The 22,241-nt window shown below is 55.4% G+C and carries 25 protein-coding genes and 1 riboswitch; of the genes, 11 read left to right on the plus strand and 14 right to left on the minus strand.

Annotated elements, in window-relative coordinates; all coding sequences use genetic code 11:
• Window positions 1-126 precede the first annotated feature (126 nt).
• Window positions 127-507 (plus strand): SRPBCC family protein, encoded by a 381-nt coding sequence (locus AB9F29_RS15340; RefSeq protein WP_369756321.1) that lies wholly within the window; start codon window positions 127-129, stop codon window positions 505-507.
• Window positions 508-530: 23 nt separating this feature from the next.
• On the plus strand, window positions 531-884 hold the full coding sequence (locus AB9F29_RS15345; protein WP_369756322.1) for a VOC family protein: 354 nt from the start codon (window positions 531-533) through the stop codon (window positions 882-884).
• A 117-nt stretch (window positions 885-1,001) separates the two neighbouring features.
• On the opposite strand, the gene AB9F29_RS15350 is transcribed toward AB9F29_RS15345, so the two are convergent.
• Entirely contained in the window at window positions 1,002-1,145 is a 144-nt protein-coding gene (locus AB9F29_RS15350; protein ID WP_369756323.1) for a helix-turn-helix domain-containing protein, read from the minus strand.
• Window positions 1,146-1,380: 235 nt separating this feature from the next.
• Between AB9F29_RS15350 and AB9F29_RS15355 the strand changes: the two genes are divergently transcribed.
• On the plus strand, window positions 1,381-1,749 hold the full coding sequence (locus AB9F29_RS15355; protein WP_369756386.1) for a transporter: 369 nt from the start codon (window positions 1,381-1,383) through the stop codon (window positions 1,747-1,749).
• A gap of 330 nt (window positions 1,750-2,079) precedes the next feature.
• The gene (locus AB9F29_RS15360; RefSeq protein ID WP_369756324.1) at window positions 2,080-3,855 is read left to right on the plus strand and encodes an SLC13 family permease; all 1,776 of its coding nucleotides are present in this window, start codon (window positions 2,080-2,082) and stop codon (window positions 3,853-3,855) included.
• A gap of 23 nt (window positions 3,856-3,878) precedes the next feature.
• Here AB9F29_RS15360 and AB9F29_RS15365 read toward each other — a convergent pair whose 3' ends face one another.
• Genes AB9F29_RS15365 through thiD form a run of 10 tightly spaced genes read right to left on the minus strand, consistent with a single transcriptional unit; the run spans window position 3,879 to window position 11,303 of the window.
• Window positions 3,879-4,631, minus strand: coding sequence for an ABC transporter permease (locus AB9F29_RS15365; RefSeq protein ID WP_335585070.1), 753 nt, complete (start codon window positions 4,629-4,631; stop codon window positions 3,879-3,881).
• On the minus strand, window positions 4,628-5,353 hold the full coding sequence (locus tag AB9F29_RS15370) for an ABC transporter ATP-binding protein (protein WP_369756325.1): 726 nt from the start codon (window positions 5,351-5,353) through the stop codon (window positions 4,628-4,630). Before AB9F29_RS15370 ends, AB9F29_RS15365 begins: the two co-directional genes overlap by 4 nt.
• Window positions 5,350-6,033 (minus strand): TenA family protein, encoded by a 684-nt coding sequence (locus tag AB9F29_RS15375; RefSeq protein ID WP_369756327.1) that lies wholly within the window; start codon window positions 6,031-6,033, stop codon window positions 5,350-5,352. The genes AB9F29_RS15370 and AB9F29_RS15375 overlap by 4 nt, the downstream gene beginning before the upstream one ends.
• A complete protein-coding gene (locus AB9F29_RS15380; RefSeq protein WP_335585067.1) occupies window positions 6,030-6,968 on the minus strand; it encodes an ABC transporter substrate-binding protein in 939 nt (312 codons plus the stop codon). Before AB9F29_RS15380 ends, AB9F29_RS15375 begins: the two co-directional genes overlap by 4 nt.
• Window positions 6,965-7,960: a ThiF family adenylyltransferase gene (locus tag AB9F29_RS15385; RefSeq protein ID WP_369756328.1), complete on the minus strand. Its 996-nt coding sequence runs from the start codon at window positions 7,958-7,960 to the stop codon at window positions 6,965-6,967. Before AB9F29_RS15385 ends, AB9F29_RS15380 begins: the two co-directional genes overlap by 4 nt.
• Entirely contained in the window at window positions 7,957-8,553 is a 597-nt protein-coding gene (locus AB9F29_RS15390; RefSeq protein WP_369756329.1) for a thiamine phosphate synthase, read from the minus strand. The genes AB9F29_RS15385 and AB9F29_RS15390 overlap by 4 nt, the downstream gene beginning before the upstream one ends.
• Window positions 8,550-9,323 carry a thiazole synthase gene (locus tag AB9F29_RS15395; RefSeq protein WP_335585064.1) on the minus strand — a complete coding sequence of 258 codons (774 nt, stop codon included), beginning with the start codon at window positions 9,321-9,323 and terminating at the stop codon, window positions 8,550-8,552. Before AB9F29_RS15395 ends, AB9F29_RS15390 begins: the two co-directional genes overlap by 4 nt.
• Before the next feature lie 3 nt (window positions 9,324-9,326).
• Window positions 9,327-9,524, minus strand: a complete 198-nt coding sequence (gene thiS / locus AB9F29_RS15400; RefSeq protein ID WP_369756330.1) for a sulfur carrier protein ThiS — start codon at window positions 9,522-9,524, stop codon at window positions 9,327-9,329.
• A complete protein-coding gene (locus AB9F29_RS15405) occupies window positions 9,508-10,503 on the minus strand; it encodes an FAD-dependent oxidoreductase (RefSeq protein WP_369756331.1) in 996 nt (331 codons plus the stop codon). Before AB9F29_RS15405 ends, thiS begins: the two co-directional genes overlap by 17 nt.
• A complete protein-coding gene (gene thiD, locus AB9F29_RS15410) occupies window positions 10,503-11,303 on the minus strand; it encodes a bifunctional hydroxymethylpyrimidine kinase/phosphomethylpyrimidine kinase (protein ID WP_369756387.1) in 801 nt (266 codons plus the stop codon). The genes AB9F29_RS15405 and thiD overlap by 1 nt, the downstream gene beginning before the upstream one ends.
• 62 nt (window positions 11,304-11,365) lie before the next feature.
• Window positions 11,366-11,466, minus strand: a riboswitch (TPP riboswitch).
• Window positions 11,467-11,637: 171 nt separating this feature from the next.
• Here thiD and AB9F29_RS15415 point away from each other — a divergent pair.
• The 4 genes from AB9F29_RS15415 to AB9F29_RS15430 are packed head-to-tail and all read left to right on the plus strand — an operon-like array spanning window position 11,638 to window position 15,302.
• On the plus strand, window positions 11,638-12,279 hold the full coding sequence (locus tag AB9F29_RS15415; protein WP_039001666.1) for a TetR/AcrR family transcriptional regulator: 642 nt from the start codon (window positions 11,638-11,640) through the stop codon (window positions 12,277-12,279).
• 4 nt (window positions 12,280-12,283) lie between these two features.
• Window positions 12,284-13,234: an HlyD family secretion protein gene (locus AB9F29_RS15420; protein ID WP_369756332.1), complete on the plus strand. Its 951-nt coding sequence runs from the start codon at window positions 12,284-12,286 to the stop codon at window positions 13,232-13,234.
• Window positions 13,231-14,169, plus strand: a complete 939-nt coding sequence (locus tag AB9F29_RS15425; protein ID WP_335585058.1) for an ABC transporter ATP-binding protein — start codon at window positions 13,231-13,233, stop codon at window positions 14,167-14,169. Before AB9F29_RS15420 ends, AB9F29_RS15425 begins: the two co-directional genes overlap by 4 nt.
• Window positions 14,166-15,302, plus strand: a complete 1,137-nt coding sequence (locus AB9F29_RS15430) for an ABC transporter permease (RefSeq protein WP_369756333.1) — start codon at window positions 14,166-14,168, stop codon at window positions 15,300-15,302. The genes AB9F29_RS15425 and AB9F29_RS15430 overlap by 4 nt, the downstream gene beginning before the upstream one ends.
• A gap of 53 nt (window positions 15,303-15,355) precedes the next feature.
• Here AB9F29_RS15430 and katG read toward each other — a convergent pair whose 3' ends face one another.
• Window positions 15,356-17,530 carry a catalase/peroxidase HPI gene (katG, locus tag AB9F29_RS15435; RefSeq protein ID WP_369756334.1) on the minus strand — a complete coding sequence of 725 codons (2,175 nt, stop codon included), beginning with the start codon at window positions 17,528-17,530 and terminating at the stop codon, window positions 15,356-15,358.
• A gap of 152 nt (window positions 17,531-17,682) precedes the next feature.
• Here katG and AB9F29_RS15440 point away from each other — a divergent pair, with 152 nt between their 5' ends.
• From AB9F29_RS15440 to AB9F29_RS15450, 3 genes are all read left to right on the plus strand, one after another.
• Window positions 17,683-18,579 (plus strand): hydrogen peroxide-inducible genes activator, encoded by an 897-nt coding sequence (locus tag AB9F29_RS15440; RefSeq protein WP_369756335.1) that lies wholly within the window; start codon window positions 17,683-17,685, stop codon window positions 18,577-18,579.
• A gap of 73 nt (window positions 18,580-18,652) precedes the next feature.
• Window positions 18,653-19,417 (plus strand): NAD(P)H-dependent oxidoreductase, encoded by a 765-nt coding sequence (locus AB9F29_RS15445; protein WP_369756336.1) that lies wholly within the window; start codon window positions 18,653-18,655, stop codon window positions 19,415-19,417.
• Between the two features lie 139 nt (window positions 19,418-19,556).
• Entirely contained in the window at window positions 19,557-20,294 is a 738-nt protein-coding gene (locus tag AB9F29_RS15450; RefSeq protein WP_369756337.1) for a YbaY family lipoprotein, read from the plus strand.
• Between the two features lie 90 nt (window positions 20,295-20,384).
• Here the strand turns inward: AB9F29_RS15450 and AB9F29_RS15455 are convergent, their stop codons facing one another.
• A complete protein-coding gene (locus AB9F29_RS15455) occupies window positions 20,385-21,668 on the minus strand; it encodes a TRAP transporter large permease (RefSeq protein WP_335585053.1) in 1,284 nt (427 codons plus the stop codon).
• Complete coding sequence (locus AB9F29_RS15460; protein ID WP_335585052.1) at window positions 21,665-22,192, minus strand: TRAP transporter small permease; 528 nt, start codon at window positions 22,190-22,192, stop codon at window positions 21,665-21,667. Before AB9F29_RS15460 ends, AB9F29_RS15455 begins: the two co-directional genes overlap by 4 nt.
• Window positions 22,193-22,241 lie beyond the last annotated feature (49 nt).

Below are 22,241 nucleotides of genomic sequence, written 5' to 3' on the forward strand. Positions count from 1 at the left end.
TGGTCAGTGCGATCCGCACCGCATCTTCCCTAAATTCGTCTGTTCGTTTCAGTCCCATGCTCAGTCTCCTTTGTTGCAGTAAATGCTATCAAAGGAGCGGCATCAAACCGTGACAGGTCCAAAGCCGTGCTCCTGGAACAGTGGTTCACGCCAAAACCGTTCACAACAGAAGTTGAGAGTATCGACTTGCGAGTCGGTGGTTCCAGCGTTTTCATCATGCGCGGACAGAATGGCGAGGAGATGCGCAATTCTGGCGTCTATCTGGAGGTCGTGCCCAATGAACGGCTGGTATTTACTGACGCGTATACCCAAGCGTGGAAACCATCGGCAAAGCCCTTCATGACGGGCGAAATCGTCCTGAAGGATGCGGGGGCTGGCAAAACTCGTTACACCGCTACCGCCCGCCACTGGAGCGCTGAAGACCGGAAAAGTCATGAGGAAATGGGTTTTCACGAAGGCTGGACATTGGCGGCGCGACAACTCGAAGAACTCGCCAAAACCCTTTAATTGGACTCGGACGGTGAAATATTATGGAACCTCAGCAAAAAATATCTCCCTGCCTTTGGTTCGAAAATAAGGCGCAGGAAGCGGCAGAGTTCTATGTCTCTGTCTTTCCAGAGTCACGCATCGACCACATTATGCGGTCGGGTATCGACTGGCCTGCGGGCAAGGCTGGGGACGTCATCCTTGTCGAGTTCACCCTATCAGGGGTCGCTCATCAGGCACTGAATGGAGGGGCGAGCGAAGCCTTCAATAACGCGGTTTCCTTGTCGGTCAGTTGCAAGGATCAAGCTGAGGTTGACAGGATTTGGGATGCATTGATTGCTAACGGAGGTGAGCCCATCCAATGCGGCTGGCTAAAGGGCAAATATGGTGAAACTTGATGTCGCGGCGCTGAAGGCTGCTTACGAGAACAACTTTTAACGATGCTCGGCGACGCCCCTTCCTTTCGTACCTCTGGGCAAACATTCGGTACGCATACGCCGACCACTTCATCCAAGTTACGTCCTCACCTCCTTGAATTGAAGTCTGCGATATTCGCATGGGCTCGATCCCGTCATCCGGAGGAATGCGCGCGAAAATCGCTTTGGATTTTCGTACCCAGACATCATTGCCACATCGCGGGCCGTTGAGCGGGGCAGCATAGGGGGCCCGGTCAAGTCTCGCAATGCCCACAATCAGGCGCAGGTCTTCACCTTCGCAGCGAATGCGGGTGCGACTGATCTGTCATCTTGAACATCGGGGCGGAATAAGCGTTCGATTCTAACGCGGCCGATCGGCGCATCGAGCACGGCGACGCGGAATGGGCATTGCCAATCCAAGGTTATAGCTACGGCGGCGGGACCTCTGGCTCAAAACAACTCGGTCGCGGCAAAGGGGATCGAGTTTTCCTCCGTCGGAGGCGTAACTTACAACCTTGAAAACAGTGACACGGGGTATCGGAACGGAATCGACGCACACCTAGATTGGTCCGCATCACGGTTCCTGAATGAAAACTGGCAAGTTGGCCTTGTGGGGTACGTTTATGGCCAGCTAACCGGCGATACGGGGCCGCAACCTGCCAACAACGGGCTGAAATCCAGCGGCGCGGCCATTGGCCCGCAAATCGGCTACTCGTTTACCGTCAACGGGCAGGCAGCTTATGCGAACTTGCGCGGGTACAAGGAATTCGCTGCGGAAAACCGCGTTGAGGGCACTGCAGTGTTTGCAACACTATCAATCCCCCTTGGGCGCAAGGCGTCGAAGTAAACCACGCAAGGGTCGCGACTGTATTCGCGGGCCGCATCTGCAAAATCGCCTACCCCTTTTGGTAGATATTTTCATGGAAGCAATACGAAAGGGGAATACACAATCGCGGAATTGCTCTCGGATTCCGATTATGCCACCGCACTTTACGGCAAATGGCAAATTGATGTCTATGAAATGGCGCAACTACAAGACGATCCAGCGTACATCGTGACACAACTGCCGTTGTACTTTGATCTGGCCCGCGCTTCTTTGAGGAATGGTAGCGCTTTGCATTGTGGCAATTGATGGTAAGACTATCATCAAGCGCTCAACAGAGAGAAGTATTGCCTAATGCCATCTGACCAGACCCTGATTATTGCGATTTTCGCTGTCCTTTTTGTGCTGCTTGTCTGGGGGCGTATCCGCTATGACCTCGTCGCATTCGGAGCCCTCGTGCTCGCCGCCATTTTGGGGCTGGTGCCGACCGAGGATGTCTTTTCCGGCTTCGGTCATTCGGCCGTCGCCATCATTGCCTTAGTCCTAATTGTGTCACGCGGCCTTGTTGGGTCGGGCGCCATCGAAAAACTTGCAGAACGCGTTTTGGACTCCGAACGCCCCCTACCGCTGCATATCGCAGTTATGGCAGTCGTCGGCGCTGGTTTGTCGGCGGTTATTAACAATGTGGCCGCGCTGGCGCTGTTGATGCCGCTCGACATCGACGCCGCCGCCAAGGCAAAACGTACGGTCAGTAAGTCGCTGATGCCCCTATCTTTTGCGACTATTCTTGGAGGAATGATAACCCTGATCGGGACGCCGCCGAATATTGTCATCGCCGCTTACCGCGAGGACGTGCTTGGCGCGCCGTTTGGGATGTTTGATTTTGCCCCTGTCGGCCTGACGGTCGCCGTCGCGGGGATTGCCTTTGTGTCCCTCATCGGGTGGCGGTTGCTGCCCAAACGCGAAGGGGCTTTTGAACAAGAAGGCGAGTTCGCCAAGGGCCGCTACATCGCCGAACTGCGCGTCGGCGATAAATCCATGGAAACCACGTCTACCGTCGGCGACCTGTACCCGCTCGCGGAAGAACATGATTTGCATATTCTGGGGTTGGTGCGGCGCGGGAAACGCTTGCCCGGGTTTGCAGCCTCGCAGGAAATACGGGCTGGCGACTTTATTGTCGTTGAGGGGGAAACGAAATCTATTGAAACCTTTCTGGGGAAAAGCGACCTAGAGTTTTCAGGCTCCGAAAAGCATTCAGGTGGCGTCGCATCGGGCGGCTTGGCCCTCACTGAAGCCATCGTCCCGGAAGGTGCGCGGATTGCGGGACGCACTGCGCGGGGATTGAAGCTCCTGTACTCCCAATCTGTCACCCTCTTAGGAGTCTCGCGTAATGGGCGCCGTTTTACAGACAGGGTGCGCCTGTTGACGATCAGACCGGGGGACGTGCTTTTACTTCTCGGCGCACCCGAGCGAAACGCGGCTGCGGCGGCCTTTCTGGGGGTTCTTCCCCTTGAAGGGCGCAAGACCCAAGTTGTTCAACGCTCTAAAGCGGGCCTCTCAATTGGGATATTTTTAGCGGCAATTGGCACCGCCGTTTTGGGTTGGGTTGCGCTTCCGGTTGCCCTTGCGGCCGCGGTCATTGCCTTGGTCGCGATTGGACTCGTGTCGGGCAGCGATGTTTACGATTCCATCGAATGGAAAGTTATCGTTCTTTTGGCGAGCCTTATCCCGCTTGCAGAAGCGTTTGAAAATTCTGGCGGCGCAGAACTTATCGCTTCACAAATTCTTTCTATAACGGACGGCTTCCCCGCTTGGGTCTCGCTTCTTGCATTGATGATTGTGACTATGACCCTGTCAGATTTCCTGAACAATGTCGCAACTACACTGATCGCCGCCCCGATTGCGATGGGGATGGCTGCGGCAACCAGCACAAATCCGGATGCGTGGCTTATGACCGTCGCAGTGGCCGCCTCTTGCGCCTTTCTCACCCCGATCGGGCACAAAAACAACACCATCATCCTTGGACCTGGCGGATATCGGTTTGGCGATTACTGGCGTATGGGCTTCCTGCTTGAGGTGCTGGTTGTGGCGGTCGCAATGCCGACGATTCTGATCGTCTGGCCTCTATAGAGCGTTCGGATTTTCGAGTGCCGTCACGTGTGGTGTGTCGTCCCCTCCGCATACCTTGTTAAGCGTGCAGCCAGATTACCAACGGTAATGTGGAGGAGAACCGTCAAACAGGCCAGCACAATGAGACTTGCGAACATCAAGTCGATCTTAGCGCGGCCATTGGCCAATAACATGAGGTATCCAAGCCCTTTGGAAGCGCCAACCCATTCGCCGATCACCGCGCCGATTGGGGCATATACCGCGGCCAGCTTAAGTCCGGTGCCTAGATTTGGCAGCGCGTTTGGAATTTGCACGTACCGCATGAAGTGGAATTTTCCCGCCCCCATCGAAACCGACAAATCACGGTATCCCCCGTCAATGCGGGTCAGGCCGTCATGAAACGCCGTGGTTACGGGAAAGTAAATAATGAGGATCGCCATGACGATTTTCGACCCCATACCATAGCCAAACCAAAGGGTCAGCAACGGCGCGAGCGCGAAAACGGGTACGGCTTGCGTGAACACAAGCAGCGGCAAGATTAGCCGCTCTGAGGTTTTTGAAAGCGTTAACTGGATTGCGGTTAACGCGCCCAACACCGATCCAAGGATAAGACCAAGCAAGACTTCAACGCTCGTAATCCACGCATTTTCCGCAAGGATAACGCGGCTTTTATAGGCGGCCTTTGCCACGCGCCAAGGGGAAGGCAAAATATAATGCGGAGCATGTGTAAGCAACACCGCAGCTTGCCACAAAGCGAGACCAAGCAAGACCGCAAAAAGGATATCGCGTCGCCTCATGCCGGCACCTCGCGCAGATAGGCCAACAAGCGGGCTTGGCAGGAGAGCGTTTGTGGATCGTTAATTTCCCGCAATGCGGGCGTATCAGGGGTTGGCCAAACCGTTGCGTTTTGCGCGGACAGAATGATGATCTGATCGGCCAATCGGGCCGCTTCGGCGGGATCATGTGTGACGAGTAAAATGGTACGATCCGCCATAACTTCCGCGACCAACTCCTGCATATCCGCGCGGGTTCCGGCATCAAGCGACGAGAATGGCTCGTCCAAAAAGACAACGGGCCGATCTTCCATAAGCGTACGCGCGAGAGCCGCACGCTGGCGCATCCCGCCCGATAAAGAGGTCGGTTTCTGCGTGATGTGTTTTGCGAGGCCAACCCGTTCCAATAGGGCAGTTGCACGGGAATAATCGGGAGTTTCTCCCCGCAAGCGGGCACCAATGCAGATATTTTCCAGAACGGACAACCACGGCAACAACAGGTCCGATTGCGCCATATAGCTGATACGTCCAGCGAGGCTCAAACCATCCGAGGCCTCGATTGTGCCGTCAAACTGTCCCCCCGTTTCCAGCCCAAGGATCAGCCGCAACACGGTCGATTTTCCGACACCCGACCGCCCGAGTAAGCACGTCCATTGGCCTGCGGGCAAGGAGAGGTCCGCATCGAACAACAGCTTCCCATCGATACGGTGCTTCCCCGCGAGGCGTATGCTTGGGGGAATCGTCATTGAGTGCTGAGGCCCATTTGCCAGAAACCAACCTCAAGAGTCGTGGCCATAGAAAAGCGATCCTGTAAAGCATCACGGCGTGGCGACATTGCGAGTTTCCCAATTCGCCGCGCGACGGCACCATCGATCATGGAACCAACGCTGGTGCAAACCGACTGATATCCGGGGTCGGCATAGGTGTTGATCCAATCGGCATATGGCGTGTCGGGAGCTTTGCTCTCGGCCAACCGCAGGCCAATTTCGCCATACCCCATAACGCAGGGCGCCAAGGCTGCCATCAAATCTAGGAAATCCCCCTGCAGGCCCGCATCCAAAACATAGCGCGTGTAGGCAAGGTTTTCGACGGCTTCGGTCGCGTTAAAAAGCTTGGCTTCGTCAATCCCTTCGGTGGCGCAAACCGACACGTGAAGCGACATCTCGTGATTAACAAGTGCGTCAACGGTCGCAGCGCAAACCTTCATTTCCTCAAGCGTTTCGGATTTGACCACAGCAAGGGACCACGCGCGCGAGAAGTGAACGAGAAACACATAGTCCTGAATGAGGTACTGCACAAACGCTTCGCGCGGCAAAGACCCGTCGCGCAAGCCTTCGACAAAGGCGTGGCGGGTATAATCTTGCCACGGTTCCGCGGCCCCCTCGCGCCAAAGCGCGAAGGTTTTACCATAATCCGGCGCTATCATTTCGCTGTCACATCGATGGCGATTTTTGAAACAGGGTTCTGCGAGGGGATCAGTCCCGCTTCATTCAGGAAAGCTTCAAACGCCGCATAACGGCCCACATCCATCGCCGTTGGGCGCAACGCAAAACGCGGGAATGTATCAACCCAAGCGCGGGCGTTTAACTCGTCTTGCAATTCGGCGGAGGTGCTCGCGAAAACCTCAAAGCTTTCTTCAGGATGATTGACGATATACTGCGTCGCTTTCTCGGTTGCGGCCAAGAAGCGAGCGATCATCTCTTTGTCCATCGTGTCGGGGTTGGCCACATAAATCAGCTCATCATAGGCGGGCAGGCCCTCTTCTTCGACGAAAAAGCAATTGCCCTCGACGCCTTCGATTTCCATTTGGTTCAACTCAAAATTCCGATACGCGCCGATGACCGCATCAACTTGCCCAGACATAAGCGAGGGCGACAACGACCAGTTCACATTGACCATTTCGACATCATCTAGGGTCAGTCCGTTGTGGTTCAGGATCGCCCCCATCACCGCCTCTTCAACGCCGCCCACAGAAAAGCCAACCTTCTTGCCTGCGAGGTCCGCTGGCGATTTGATCGGTCCATCCGCCAGCGCTAGGAGGCAGTTCAATGGCGTCGCAACAAGCGTGCCAACCCGTTGCAGCGGCAGTCCCTCATGAATGAGGAGGTGCAGTTGCGGTTGATAGGATATCGCCAAATCCGCCTTGCCAGCAGCAACAAGTTTCGGGGGATCGGACGGGTCGGCTGGGGCAATAATGTTCACCTCCAAATCTTGATCCGCAAAATACCCCATTTCTTGGGCGACAATGATGGGGCCGTGATCGGGATTCACAAACCAATCAAGCAGCAACGTCATTTGATCTGCGGCCATAATGGGGGTGGCCGCGAGGGTAAATGCGGTGGTTAGGGAGGTTAATTTCATGTGGTCTGCCTTTCGGTATGTGGCGTGTCGCCCATTGCAATGAGGGATATTTCTCCGGTCCAGTAGGTCCGAAGGTGAGTGGCGGCTTGCCATGCGCGCAAACCAGACCGGCAGGTGAAAACTGCGCGCTGGCCCGCGATTGGCGTGGGTTTTTGGTCTGCAAACTCCGCGACGGTAAGGCGCTTTGCAGTTTGCGTGACGGGGATTGGGGCTTCTGTTGCGTCGCGCAACTCCACCACAAAATCAGTCGGGGAAATATCCGATGCCGCGATGAACCCAAGGTCAGCCCTTGGCTCTGGGGCGCTATCAAATCGGAAGCCACCCGTGCGGAAATTTTGCATATCAAAGCTGAGGAGTTGGCCGAGGGGAGACGGGGATTGCCCAGTTAGATAACTTATGGCCATCTGGGCTTGGGCGGCGCCGATCATGCCAGCGACAGGCCCCATGACGCCTGCGGTTGCACAGGTTGCTGCGCGGTCTGGCAGGTCGGGGAATACTGCCCGCAAGGATGGAGCGGTGCCGCAAAACCCCGCCACATATCCCGCGAACCCAAGCACTGAGGCGCTGATCAAAGGAACCCTTGTCGCGTGGCAAATATCGGAAAGTGTGTAACTTGCGGCGAAACTATCCGCGCAATCCAAAACAAGGGTGCTCTGCGCGACAAGGTGCTGCGCATTTGCGGGAGTGAGCGCGGAGGTAACGCAACTAATTTCGCAATCGGCATTCAGCCGTTGAAGGGTCTCTTCGGCCACTTTTGCCTTTAATAGCCCCACATCCTCTTCTCGAAAAAGCGTTTGCCTGTGAAGATTTGACAGCGAGACAACATCGCCGTCAACAAGGGTGAGGTGCCCAATGCCGGCCCCCACCAAATACTGAAGCACAGGCGTACCAAGCCCGCCAACGCCCACAACCAGCACCCGCGCCGCACGTAAGGCGGCCTGCCCAGCCTCGCCGATTTCGGGAAGGGCGGTCTGGCGCGCGTATCTGCTCATCGTGTTGCCGCCAACCAAGCGCGGACGCGGTCTTCGGGACTGTCATTTAACGTAATATCGGTGACGGCGGCCACAACATCCGCACCAGCGTCAAAGGCCCCCGCCGCGCGATTAATACGCATTCCGCCAATCGCAATCAGGGGCGTATCCCCAATTAGGGTGCGCCATGTCGTTAGTTTCTCAATGCCCTGTTCATGCCATTTCATCTTTTTGAGGATGGTCGGATAGATGGGCCCAAGGGCGATGTAATTCGGGCGAAGTTCAAGGGCGCGGGCCAGTTCCGCTTTGTCGTGGGTGCTGATCCCGAGGCGCATGCCAGCTGCTTGAATGGCCGCGATATCCGCGTCCTCAAGGTCCTCCTGCCCCAGATGGATATAATCACACCCCGCATCAATCGCGAGGCGCCAATGATCGTTGATGACCAGCGTGCAACCATGATCCGCACAGACGGATTTCGCCCGCCTGATATGGGCGCGAAGGTGGTCTGCACTTGCATCCTTCATTCGCAATTGCACCAGTTTGATTCCCAATGGGACGAGGCGTTCGAGCCAGTCCGCGCTGTCAAAAATGGGGTAAAATCGATCAAGCTTCATTCGAGAAACGCCTTTCCGATAACGGGGGTTGAGGGCGCAGCCATGTCGCGTGGCTCCATCGGGTCGGCAATCACTGCAATCTGTCCGGCGCGTATCGCGGTGGCGAATGCTTCGGCCATCGCGGCGGGGTCGCCCGCTTTTGCAACGGCCGTGTTTAAGAGCACAGCATCAAACCCAAGCTCCATTGCGCGTGCCGCTTGGGAAGGCAGGCCAAGCCCCGCATCGATCACCAAGGGCACATCCGGAAAATGGGCTCGCATCGCCCGTAATCCAAAAATATTATTCAACCCCAAGCCCGACCCAATCGGCGCGCCCCAAGGCATCAAAACCTCGCAGCCCGCATGGAGCAACCTATCCGCGACGACTAAATCTTCGGTGGTGTAAGGGAAAACCTGAAAGCCGTCCTCGCTAAGAATACGGGCAGCTTCGACCAGCCCAAAAACATCAGGTTGCAGCGTGTCCTCTTCGCCAATCACTTCGAGCTTGATCCATTTTGTGTCGAAAACTTCGCGAGCCATATGAGCGGTCGTGACGGCCTCTTTGACGCTGTGGCAGCCCGCGGTATTGGGAAGGATATGCACGCCAAGGTCACGGATCAGACGCCAGAAATCCTGCCCCGCCCGATCCTGTCCGCTCTCGCGGCGCAGCGAAACCGTCGCGACACTCGCCCCACTCCGCTTAAACGCATCTGCTAAGATCGCAGGGGACGGATATTGCGCGGTGCCGAGCATGAAACCATTGGCAAGGGTCGTGCCATAAAAATCACGCATCCTTTATCCCCCCTGCATCGGGGCAAGGACTTCGATCCTATCGCCGTCGGAGATCGCGAAATCGGCACGGGCGGAGGCGGGAACAAATTGGCCGTTCACAGCAGTCGCAACTTTAGCTTCCCCAAACCCTCGGGCCTCCAGCAGATCTGCTAACGTGCCAATCTGAATGTCCACGGGTTCGCCATTAATTTGAAGTTTCATCCATTACCTCCGGCTGTTTGTTATCAAAGATTAATTCCGCCACCATGCGCGCCAACGCGGGGGCCAATAGGAACCCATGCCGATACAGGCCGTTGGCGCGGATAAGGTTTCCCTCACGGCGAATGCGCAGCAGGTTGTCGGGAAATGCAGGGCGACTATCGACGCCAATTTCCAATACCTCGGCCTCGCCAAAGGCGGGCGCCAGAGCATAGGCTGCGCTCAGCAGTTCGAGCAGCGCGCGGGCGGTGACGTGCTTGCCTGCGCGGCCTTCAATCATCGTTGCGCCCAGCATGAAAACGCCGTCGCCGCGCGGGACAATATAAAGCGGGACGCGTGGGTGCAGAAGGCGGATGGGGCGGCTTAAGGTGACTTCGGGACAGAAGAGCACAAGCATTTCGCCTTTGACTCCGCGCAGATCAGCGATCTGATCGCGGGCCTGAAACCCTCGACAATCAATGGTTAGGCCTCGCTGGGCAAAATCCTCGGGGTCGGCTTCGGCCTGTTCAAACACCGCGCCATCCGCCACCAGACTTGCCTGCAATCGCGCCAAAGTTTCGCGAGGAGCCAGATGCGCCTCGCTTTCGAAGTAAAGCCCATTGGTGAAACGGTCGGCCAAATCAGGCTCTAACGTGGAGATTTCGTCCGAAGTGACCTCTCGAAAGTTGGTCGTGCGTCGTGCAAATCGGGTCAGGTCCGCTTTGTCGCGCGAGGGTGAAACCACGAGCGAACCGTTGCGATGTACGGTCTGCGTTTTCGCTTCCCACCAGTTGGCGGCCTCTTGGCCAAGTCGGATCACGGGTTCTTCGGCGCTTTCACCCTCGCAAAATGGGGCAAGCATCCCGCCCGCCCACCATGAGCAAGCCTGTGGCCCCGGGGTGGCGTGGCGATCAATAACCGTGACATGGGCGCCGCGATCCAACAAGGCGCGCGCCACACACAGGCCCGCGACGCCCGCGCCGATGATCGTGATTTCAGGCATTACCATTGTCCATAAAAGTGATGAACGGGGCCGTGCCCCTTGCCAATTTGCAACTGATCCGCGGCGGCGATTGCTCCTTGCAAATAGCTATGCGCGGCGACCACGGAGGAATGCAAATCCAGCCCCTTGGACAGGTTTGCCGCAATTGCAGCAGAATAGGTGCACCCTGTGCCATGCGTATTTCGCGTAACAATGCGGGGCGCAGAAAGCGTCGTCACCCTACCACCAGCCTCGATCAAAATATCGGTACAGGTATCGCCCTCGGCATGACCACCTTTCATCAAAACCGCGCTCGGCCCCATGCCCAAAAGCCGCAGGCCTTGCGAGGTTATTTCCGCCAATGTGCGCGCTTGAGGTTCGCGCAAAAGACGGGCGGCTTCTGGCAGGTTGGGGGTAAGGAGCGCGGCGAGGGGGAGAATTTCCGCAACCATTGCTTCGATCGCCGCGTTCTGCAAAAGCGCGTCGCCGGATTTGGCGATCATCACGGGATCAACAACGATGGGGCCTTTAAAATCGGCAAGGCCTTGCGCGACGGCATCAATGATCGCGGTCGAGAACAGCATCCCAAGTTTGATTGCACCGACCTGAATATCCGAAAGCACGGCCTTGATTTGCGCAGTAACAACATCTGCGGGCACTTCATGGACGGCAGTTACGGATGTCGTGTTTTGCGCTGTAATGGCTGTAATTACGCTGGTCCCAAACGACCCATTTGCGGACATTGACTTAAGATCAGCTTGCACACCGGCACCGCCGCCGCTGTCTGAACCTGCAATCGTGAGGGCAATTGGGGTGGTCATTGTCACTGGCGCATCTCCATCGAGTTGGGGCATGCCAGCGAAAGAAAGAGTCTGCGCGAGATTTGCGCAAAGTACCCGTTCCCTACGCCGGTATAACCCGGATCAGGTTCGACGGGTCGGTGCAAGCACCTCTCAGCCCTAATGGGCCCCCCGACGGATAAAATATGGTGTCTGGCCACAAGTACGTGGACAAACATTCGTTGGGGCAATGCTTAGTTTAGATTTCTAGCAGTCACAACCCGATGTTTTGAGGCGCTTTCAAATGCATCCACGATCACTATGCCTAACTTGGAAAGTTCTTGCTACTGACCGCAAAGTCAGTTAAAATTTTCACATGTCCCCATCAGAGAAACCAGAACCAAAGTTTCGCCGACGTGCAAACGCACGCCCAGATGAGGTTTTGGATGCGGCCCTTGCCCTCTTTATTGATCAAGGGTTTGCACGAACAAGTGTAGATCAGGTCGCCCAACGCGCGGGTATTTCCAAGGGGGCCGTCTACCTGTATTTCCCCTCCAAAGAGGCCATACTTGCGGGCCTAGTAAATCGCACAATCGCACCCTTAACGGATGCTCTATTTGACAATATTTCGCGTCATCAAGGGGATCCCCGCCCGGCTATTGAGCAATTCTTACGAATGATGGGGAAGGTCTTGACGGACAAACGCAACCGAGCCGTCCCCTTGATCGTAATCCATGAAGCTCCCGCAGCCCCAGAGATTGCCACGCTATTTCGCACCGCCGTTTTAGACCGCGCCATTCCCGCCCTTTCGACGCTTTTGGCGCAGGGTGTCGAAGGAGGCCATATTCGGCCCATCGACCCCGAACTAACCGCGCGAACTGTGATCGGACCAATCCTCGCACACATCATTTTTTACGAAATATTCGGGATCGAACCAGAGGGTGGATTTCATTTGGACCACCTAATTGAGAACCACCTTTTGATCCTAAACGCAGGCCTCGAACCCCAGAAAGGATAGCGAGATGAACTCCCTTCCGAATTGGCTGATCGTCATCATCAACGCCATTTTTCCAAGTTTTGGGGAGCCCGTTGTTTTGGAATATAACGGCTATGCTGAGGGTGATTACGTCTATGTTGCGTCTGCTGTCGCGGGTCGGATTGTGAATATGCGCACGCGAGAAGGCGAGTCCATTTCTGCGCTTGAGACGCTGTTTCAAATCGACGACAGCCACCAGACCGCGGCCTTACATGCGGCGCAGGCCCAAGTTGCTGTCGCGCAAGCAAATCTGGAAAATCTAGCGACAGGAAGCCGTGACGAAGAGATCGCCGTGATCCACGCCTCGCTTGATTCCGCCAAGGTGGATCAACGCCTTGCCCAATCGACATTGGAGCGCACCCAACGCTTGTCCCAGACGGGGTCCGTTTCGCAAGCCCGCGTCGATACCGATACGGCTTTGTTACAAGGGGCCAACGCACGTGTCGCCCAGTTTGAAGCACAACTACACGTCGCCGAATTGCCTGCGCGGGTTTCCCAAAGGATAGCCGCCGAAGCCACCCATGACGCCGCCCTCGCCCAACTTGAAGGCGCCCGATCCGCCCTGAATGACACCACCGTCACAGCTCCGATTGGTGGGCGTGTTGACAAGGTGTTTTACGAGCAGGGCGAAGTTGCTTTGGCAGGTGCTCCGGTCGTCTCGATCCTCCCTCCGGCAAGCTTGAAGGCTTTGTTTTTCATCCCTGAAGGCGAGCGCGCCAGTGTGTCGTTAGGCGAAATTTTTGATGTCGCCTGCAGTGGTTGCCCTGACGAAATCACCGCGCATCTGACGCGCCTTGCCGCGACGCCGCAATACACGCCTCCCATCATTTACAGTCGCGAGGAGCGGTCGCGGCTGGTGTTTCGGGCCGAAGCTATACTGGAGAATGCGGGTGATGTTTTGCCCGGACAACCCCTCACGTTAAGGCCACGCGATTGACCCAACCATTTGCCATATCCGTTACAGGCCTGACCAAGGTTTTCGGCGGGCGAAGGGTGGTGGACAGCTTTGATATGGAGGTACCCAAGGGGGCTATTTACGGCTTTCTTGGCCCCAATGGTTCGGGCAAAACCACGACAATCCGTATGATGTGCGGGTTGCTCACGCCGGATGAGGGCGCGGGTACCTGCCTTGGGTTTGATATCCTGTCGCAACAAGGCAGCATCAAAGAAAACGTGGGATATATGACCCAAAGGTTCTCGCTTTACGAGGACCTGACGATCCGTGAAAACCTCGATTTTATGGCGCGAATGTACCGGATTAAGAACCGCAAGAAATGTGTACAAGAGGCATTGAGCGACTTAGGCCTCGCTGACCGTGCAAACCAATTGGCGGGCACGTTGTCGGGCGGGTGGAAGCAACGTTTGGCGCTGGCGGCATGTTTGATCCACAAACCCACCCTATTGTTGCTCGATGAACCCACGGCCGGTGTCGACCCAAAAGCGCGGCGCGATTTTTGGGATGAAATACGCTCCCTGTCGGCAGCAGGCGTGACCGTTCTCGTTTCAACCCACTACATGGACGAAGCGGTGCAATGCGATTTCATCGCCTACATCGCCTATGGGAAAAAACTTATCGCAGGGCCCGCGCATGACATTCCGCGCATGATCGGCCTCTATACGTGGCGCGTCACGGGCCCTGAAATTTCGGACCTTGAAGCCTTACTCCGGCAGGATGCCGATGTTGGTCAGGTCGCCCGCTTTGGCGCCGTTTTGCATGTGTCGGGGACAGATGAGGCAAAACTCAAAGCACTCGCGGCGCGATACAACACCGAAAATATATACACCTGGGTTCAAAAAGAGGCCGAGCTGGAAGAAGCTTTCATCTATCTGATGACCGGCGTTGACGACAATTTCAGTGGGGCCAAACCATGAAATGGTCGTTCTCACCTGCGCGGTTATGGGCTGTTCTGGCAAAGGAATTCGTCCAGATGCGGCGCGACAAAATCACCTTTGTGATGATGATCGGCGTTCCGATCATGCAACTCCTTATCTTTGGCTACGCGATCAACTCCGATCCTCATAACCTTCCAACGCTCGTTGAAATGTCGGACGAAGGGCCAGTGACGCGGGCGATCCTTATGGGCATGAAATCGTCCACTTATTTTGATTTTCAGGGCATCGTGACCAGCCGCGAAGAAGGCGACAAGGCGCTGCGCGACGGATCGGCGAATTTCTTGGTGGTGGTGCCCCCCAACTTTGAGCGAGATATTTTACGTGGATTTTCCCCCGAAATACTCCTGTCCGCCGACGCCTCTGATCCCGCTGCGGTCGGGGGTGGGGCGTCGGCGATGGGGGGTATTATTGACATCGCGATGGCGCAGACGCTGACTGGCCCCCTGCGCTATGCCGCCGGAGCCCAACCGCCAATTAGCGTTGTGGTTCATCGGCAATATAACCCCGAGGGCAACACCTCAATCAATATTGTCCCCGGTCTTTTGGGGGTCATATTATCGCTGACGATGGTGATGATCACGGCGGTCGCGATTGTTCGCGAAACCGAGAAGGGCACCATGGAAACGCTGATTGCGACTCCTGTGCGGCCCCTCGAAGTGATGCTCGGAAAAATCCTCCCGTATGTCTTGGTTGGATATGTTCAGACCGTGGTTTTCTTGATCGCGTCGCAGGTGTTATTTGGCGTGCCTTTCATCGGATCGCCCTTCGCCTTTTTTGTGGGGTTTAACCTCTATATCGTCGTCAATCTTGCGCTTGGCTTCCTGATCTCGACGGTCGCGCGCAGCCAAATGCAGGCCATGCAAATCTCGTTCTTCACGCTATTGCCAACGATCCTTCTCTCGGGATTCATGTTCCCTTTTGCCGCCATGCCCGTGTGGGCGCAGATGATTGGCAATGCGATCCCCGCGACGCATTTCTTGCGTCTCGTGCGCAAGGTCATGCTCAAAGGGGCCGACATTAGCGATATTCTGGGTGATCTCACGAACATCAGCATTATCATGTTGGTGATCGTCGCGATTGCGCTCAAACGGTATCGCCAAACGCTAGACTAAGTGCAATGAAGGGGCATCCTCGAGCGCAATACCCGCCCAAGGATGCCGTTTTATTAAGCTATATCAAAGCGATCCGCATTCATAACCTTCACCCAAGCTGCGACAAAATCCATCACAAACTTCTCGGAATTATCATCCTGCGCATAGACTTCAGCGTAGGAGCGCAGGATGGAATTGGAGCCAAACACGAGGTCCATGCGTGTCGCGGTCCACTTCACTTTGCCCGAAGTTCGGTCGCGAACCTCATAGGTGCCTCCGTCCACCGGATGCCACGAATTGGCCATATCCGTCAGATTTACGAAGAAATCCGTCGTAAGGGCACCAGCGCGATCCGTGAACACACCGTGTTTTGAACCGCCATAGTTGGTGCCCATAGCCCGCATGCCACCAACCAAGACCGTCATTTCATTGGCCGTTAAGCCCATGAGTTGCGTGCGATCCAACATCAATTCTTCTGGGCTAACAATGTAGTCTTTCTTGAGCCAGTTGCGATAGCCATCGGCCAGCGGTTCCAAAACATCAAAAGACTCGGCATCGGTCATCTCGTCCGTGGCATCTCCACGCCCTGAAGCGAAAGGAACCGACACCGGATATCCCGCAGAATTAGCCGCTTGCTCGACGCCGACATTCCCTGCGAGGACAATGACATCCGCAAGACTTGCACCGCTTTCTGCAGCAATGCCTTCAAGCACACCCAGCACTTTCGCCAAACGCACAGGCTCATTGCTCTCCCAATCTTTTTGAGGTGCGAGGCGAATGCGCGCACCATTTGCACCGCCGCGCATGTCCGAGCCGCGATAGGTCCGCGCGCTGTCCCATGCTGTCGAGACCATTTCGCTCAGGGTCAAACCGCTCGCTGCGATACGGCCCTTAACTGCCTCAACATCATAGTCCGTTTGCCCTGTGGGAACTGGGTCCTGCCAGATCAACTCTTCTTGTGGGACGTCGGGACCGAGGTAACGGGTTTTGGGGCCCATATCGCGGTGGGTGAGCTTGAACCAAGCGCGTGCGAAAGTTTCGGAAAAATACGCGGGATCCTTGGCAAATTTCTCTGAGATTGCGCGATAGGTCGGGTCCATTTTCATCGCCATGTCGGCGTCGGTCATGATGGGCATACAGCGGATCGTCGGGTCTTCGACATCAACAGGCATATGCTCTTCTTTGATGTTGATTGGCTCCCATTGCCACGCGCCTGCAGGGCTTTTCTTTAGCTCCCATTCATACCCGAAAAGCATCTCGAAATAGCCGTTATCCCACTTGGTTGGGTTTGTCGTCCACGCCCCTTCAATTCCGCTCGAGACCGTTTCGCGGCCCACGCCTTTGCCTACCGGATTTTTCCAACCCATGCCCTGCTCTTCAATGCCAGCCCCTTCCGGCGCGTCGCCCAAGAGGCTTGCGTCGCCATTACCGTGGGTCTTGCCCACCGTGTGACCACCCGCCGTAAGGGCCACGGTTTCTTCGTCATTCATGGCCATGCGAGCAAAGGTTTCGCGGATATGTAGCGCGGTTTTGAGCGGATCGGGGGTGCCGTTCACGCCTTCGGGATTCACATAGATCAAGCCCATCTGCACGGCGGCAAGCGGGTTTTCCATCGTGGAAGGGTCTTCTAGGTTTTCATAACGGTTGTCACTCGCGGCCAACCATTCGTTTTCCGAACCCCAGTAAGTGTCGATCTCAGGCTGCCAAATATCTTCGCGCCCAAAGGAAAATCCAAACGACTTCAACCCCATGGATTCATAGCCAATTGTGCCTGCAAGGATCATCAGGTCAGCCCAGCTTAATTTATTGCCGTATTTCTTTTTGATCGGCCACAACAAGCGACGTGACTTATCGAGGCTGACGTTATCGGGCCAAGAATTCAACGGTGCGAAACGTTGATTGCCCGTTCCACCGCCCCCGCGACCGTCGGCAAGGCGGTACGTTCCCGCCGAATGCCAAGCCATGCGGATCATCAGGCCACCATAATGCCCCCAGTCGGCAGGCCACCACTCTTGGCTGTCCGTCATCAGGGCATGAACGTCATTTTTCAACGCCTCTACATCAAGGCTTTTTACGGCTTCACGGTACTCAAAATCCGCACCCATCGGGTTGGTTTTGGAATCATGCTGGTGCAAAATGCCGAGGTTCAGCGCATTGGGCCACCACGCCATAACCGACTTATCCGAAGCCGTATTTCCGCCGTGCATCACAGGGCACTTGCCGACCGTATCTTTATCATTACCGTCCATGTTTTCCTCCGTCAGAAGCCGCGTTACTTGAATTACGTGACAAGGCGAGTAGCTCGAAGAACTCGCCCTGAAACTATCCATTCCATCTAAAGCTAGCAGACCAGAACCATAATACAAATTGCATTTTCTAAACCCAATGATAGTATTTTCTAATGAGTCGACTCTCTATGAAACATCTGCGTTATTTCGATGCCCTCGCGCGATTTGGCCACTTTGGGCACGCAGCTGAGTCCTGCGCCATTTCCCAGCCTGCCCTCTCCGTTCAGATCAAAGAACTGGAGCAATTGATCGGCACTCCGCTGGTCGAACGCGGCGCGCGGCAAATTCGCCTAACCAGTTTTGGCGAGGAATTTGCAAAACGTGCGGGCGATATTCTACGGTCAGTTGACGAGCTTGAAGATATGGCGCGGGCGTCACAAACCCCACTCATTGGACGGCTTCGGATCGGAGTCATCCCAACCGTCGCGCCGTATCTTTTGGCCGATGTCATCAAAGAACTTTTCCGTCAGTACCCCGGATTGGACCTGCGCCCTCGCGAAGCGGTAACCCAAAAACTGATTGAGGATCTGGTCGGAGGCCGCATGGATGCTGCCATCGTCGCCCTCCCGATTTCCGAACCGTCCTTGCATGAGGAGACCCTCTTTGAGGAAGAATTCGTTTTGATGCGGCCCCTAAAAGACGCCGATTTACCGGTTCCAAACTCTGCAATGTTACGCGAAATGCGGCTGCTTTTGCTTGAAGAAGGCCATTGTTTTCGCGATCAGGCCATTTCCTTTTGCAAGATGTCGTCGACCATGCCGCGTGACCTCATGGAGGGGAGTTCCCTGTCGACATTGGTCCAGATGGTTGGGGCGGGCATCGGCGTGACCCTGATTCCCGAAATGGCTGTTCCAATCGAGACAAGCTCCGCAGCGGTTACGGTGTTCCGTCTAGCCGCGCCCCGCCCTTCGCGGACCATCGGCATGGTTTGGCGTAAAACCAACCCATTGTCCGATCAACTCGCCCAAATCGCCGAAGTCGTCAGACAAGCAGGGACGCGCAAAATTTAGATTCCATACGCTTACCTATACGACCGCCAAATGAACCTCTCAATTCGCCTTTGATGACACTAGGACCGCTTTCATGCCCTGCACCCTGATTGTACTTGCCCATCCAGAAAAACAGTCCTTCAACAGCAGCTGGGCACAGGCCAGTGCGCAAGCATCACAGGCCGAGGGGCACGAGGTTATGTGGTCCGACCTCTATGCGTTGAACTTCGATCCCAGCGAGAAAGCCGACAATTATGCCAGCGCCCGACAGGCCGGTTTTTTTGACGTTCTAAAGGCCCAAGAGGCCGCCGCGGACACGAACTCTTTGCCAGAGGATGTTGCGCAGGAAATTGCGAAAATCCGTGCGGCGGATCGGATCATTTTTCACTTCCCGATTTGGTGGTTTGCGCCGCCTGCCATTCTGAAGGGGTGGTGTGATCGGGTTTTTGTACAAGGGGCGCTTCACACCATCGACCAACGTTTTGACAACGGCATATTCCGAGGGAAAACCGTCCTTTTCTGCGCCACCACGGGGGCGAATTCCGCCGAAAGCGCCTTCAACGGCAAGGAAGGCGACGTCCGAATGTTGTTGTGGCCCTTGGCCTATACGCTGCGCTATATCGGGTTTGACGTCCTTGAGCCTCGGGTTTTACATGGCATTCACGGCTATCACGAAGGTGCAAATGAAGTGGCGTTGAAAGCACGTTTAACGTCCGAGCTTGAGGGCCACGCACAGACCATTGCTCAATTTGAAAGCCTGCCAAAAATCGCGTTTAATGCGGACACAGAATTTGATGCTGAAGGCAGTTTATTGCCAGACGCGCCGAGCTATTCCCATTTCATAAGGCAAAAAGCATAAACCAAAATTCAGCAAAAAGGCGCGTCGTTCCATCCGTCTCATTTAATGTGAACCACATTGCGAATATACCGTCGGCAAGCTGGATATTTGAATTTTAACGCCCATCTTTAGGCATGAAAACACAGAAAAGGATTTTCGGATGGATTACCCCCTCAAGACGCTAAGCCTCGCATGCGCGACGGTTGCACTAAGCACGTTCGCCGCAACTGCAGGAACGGTATCGGGCACCGTTGCCTACCTTGAGCGCATTGCCCTGCCGCCCGAGGCGACGCTCACCGTGCGCCTGCTTGATGTGTCCCGCGCCGATGCGCCATCTATGGAACTCTCGACCAAGGTCTACGCGTTGAACGGAGTGCCACAGCCGTTCAGGTTGGATTATGACAACAACATGATCGACCCTCGATTTACCTATTCCGTGGATGCGGAAATTGAGCATATGGACGAGGTGTTGTTTCGCTCCACATCCGCGTATTTGGTGATTACGCGCGACGCTCCATCCGAAGTGGATATTGTGGTTCAAAGGATGCCGGCCCCGCGCGCGGACCTTGAAGATACAAGTTGGGTTGTGACGAGTATTGGCGGCAATGTGATCGTCGCAGATCGCGTACCGATGGTAGAGTTTGCGCAAAACGGTGCGTTTGCCATCCAAACCACCTGCAATAATCTGGGAGGGGAGGCCGAAATCGGCGAGGGCACGATCACGTTTCCCACCAACATGCCAACGACCATGATGGCCTGCGAAGACCCCTATATGAGGTTCCAAGGGGACATTACCGAAGCGCTCCTTCAGGTCACGGGATACACGCTCAGCGACGCCACGTTGACCTTCACCAATGAGGCCGGGATTGAAGTCATGGAAATGCAAGAATCCAAGTAATCAATTACTCGTTAAAAACAAAAAGGGGCGGACCAATCATGGCCCGATTGTGCGGCCCACCCCTTCTCTCAGTCAGTCGTCGCCTATCCCTTAGCGGAACAAGTGAACGGCTGTCATTGAGACCGCTGGGAAATATGTCACGATCATAAGAGCCGTGATGGCCGCCAAATAGATCGGCGCCATTTTCCGTGCGATCGAAAGTACGCCCACACCAGAGATCCGCGACGCCACATAGAGCGTGGCCCCAACAGGTGGTGTGAACAGGCCAACCGCAACATTGCAGGTCATAATTACGCCCAAGTGAACGGGATCGACGCCAAATGCCTGTGCCGTTGGAAGAAACAAGGGCGCAGTCAAGAGGATCGCTGGTACAGGGTCGAGGACCAACCCAAGGATCAACAAAACAATGTTAACCATCAGCAAAAACATCCAAGGTCCGGTTGACACTTCTTGCACGAAGGCCACCAGAATTTGTGGCATTTGTTCAAGCGTAATGAGCCATCCAAGAACAGTTGTTGCGCCAATCACAACCATCACAACCGCACTGGTGACAAAGGCATCAATCATTAGGCTTGGAAGGTCGCGAATGTGGAAATCGCGATACACAAAGATCGTTACGATAAGCCCGTAGACCACCGCCAAAGCCGCAGCCTCAGTGGGGGTTACCCAACCGGTGAAGATCCCGCCAAGGATCAAAACGGGCATAAACAACGCGGGTGCCGTGCCGACAAACGAGCTCCACAATTCCTTGCGCGACGTTTTGCGCCCCCCCGGATCACAGCCCGTGGATTTCCCGACGTAAAAGCACACTCCCATAAACGCGAGCCCGAAAATCAAACCGGGGACCATGCCCGCGAGGAACAGATCGGCGACCGAAACGTTGCCAACAAAGCCATAGATGAGCATCGGAATGGAGGGCGGAATGATGATGCCAATTGTGCCTGCTGCGGCCACGAGGCCCGCTGCAAACGCCTTGTCATAACCTTCCTTGGCCATGTTTTTAATCATGACGGAGCCAATGGCCGCACTGTCGGCAATCGCTGATCCGGAGATACCGCCGAAAATCATCGACGCCCCGACAACAACCATGCCTAAACCGCCCGGCATGAAGCCAAAAGCCGCCCGCGCAAAACCGATAATCCGAAGGCCAACGCCGCCACGGCTCATCAATTCGCCTGCAACGATAAACAACGGAATCGCCAAGAAGTGGTTGGGTTCAACACCGCCGATAAAGTTCAGATAGAGCGCTTGAAGTGGATAGCCCAAGTCGAAAACAAGGATCGGAAGGACCGCCGTCAAAAGGATCGCCCAAACAAGCGGAACCCCCATGAACACCGTCACAAGAAAGACGGCTACGACAAAAAGAAGAATCATATTTGGGCCTCGGTGTTCGATGACAAATCCGGGTCAGTTGGCGGAGTACGCATGTCAATTGCGATATTAAAAGAGTGGAACAAGAGCGTGCAGGCCATTCCCACCGGCATCGACGCGTACAAAAGGCCAACGGGCCAGTAGAGGACCGTGGTTTTTTGCGCCCACGTATGGCTCGAAATCGAGAAGCCCGTGTAGATCAAACTGATCAATAGGGCGGCAACGACAAGGTCGATGAAAAGAACGAGGCGGCGACGCATTACCAGCGAGAAAAGGTTATCAACAATTTCGGTGACCCGCATATGTGCGCCCCGTGCGATTGCTGCGGCGCATCCAAGGAACGTCGTCCAAAGCAGAAGAAACGCGGTGATTTCAAGGGACCATGCCAAATCAAATCCAGCAGCCCCGCGCAGAAACGCGTTAACAAAAACGAGCGAAACGATTGCCGTTCCACCCAAAAAAAGTACACCGTCAATTGATTTGCTCAGTAGGCGCAAACCCGCTGGATATTTTGACCTGTAATCCATGACCCCTCCTTTAGAGAAAAGTCGGGGCCCTTAGACCCCGACTCTGTCA

Origin of the sequence: Falsihalocynthiibacter sp. S25ZX9 (genome assembly GCF_041205405.1) — a bacterium.
GTDB classification, from domain to species: Bacteria; Pseudomonadota; Alphaproteobacteria; order Rhodobacterales; family Rhodobacteraceae; genus Falsihalocynthiibacter; species Falsihalocynthiibacter arcticus.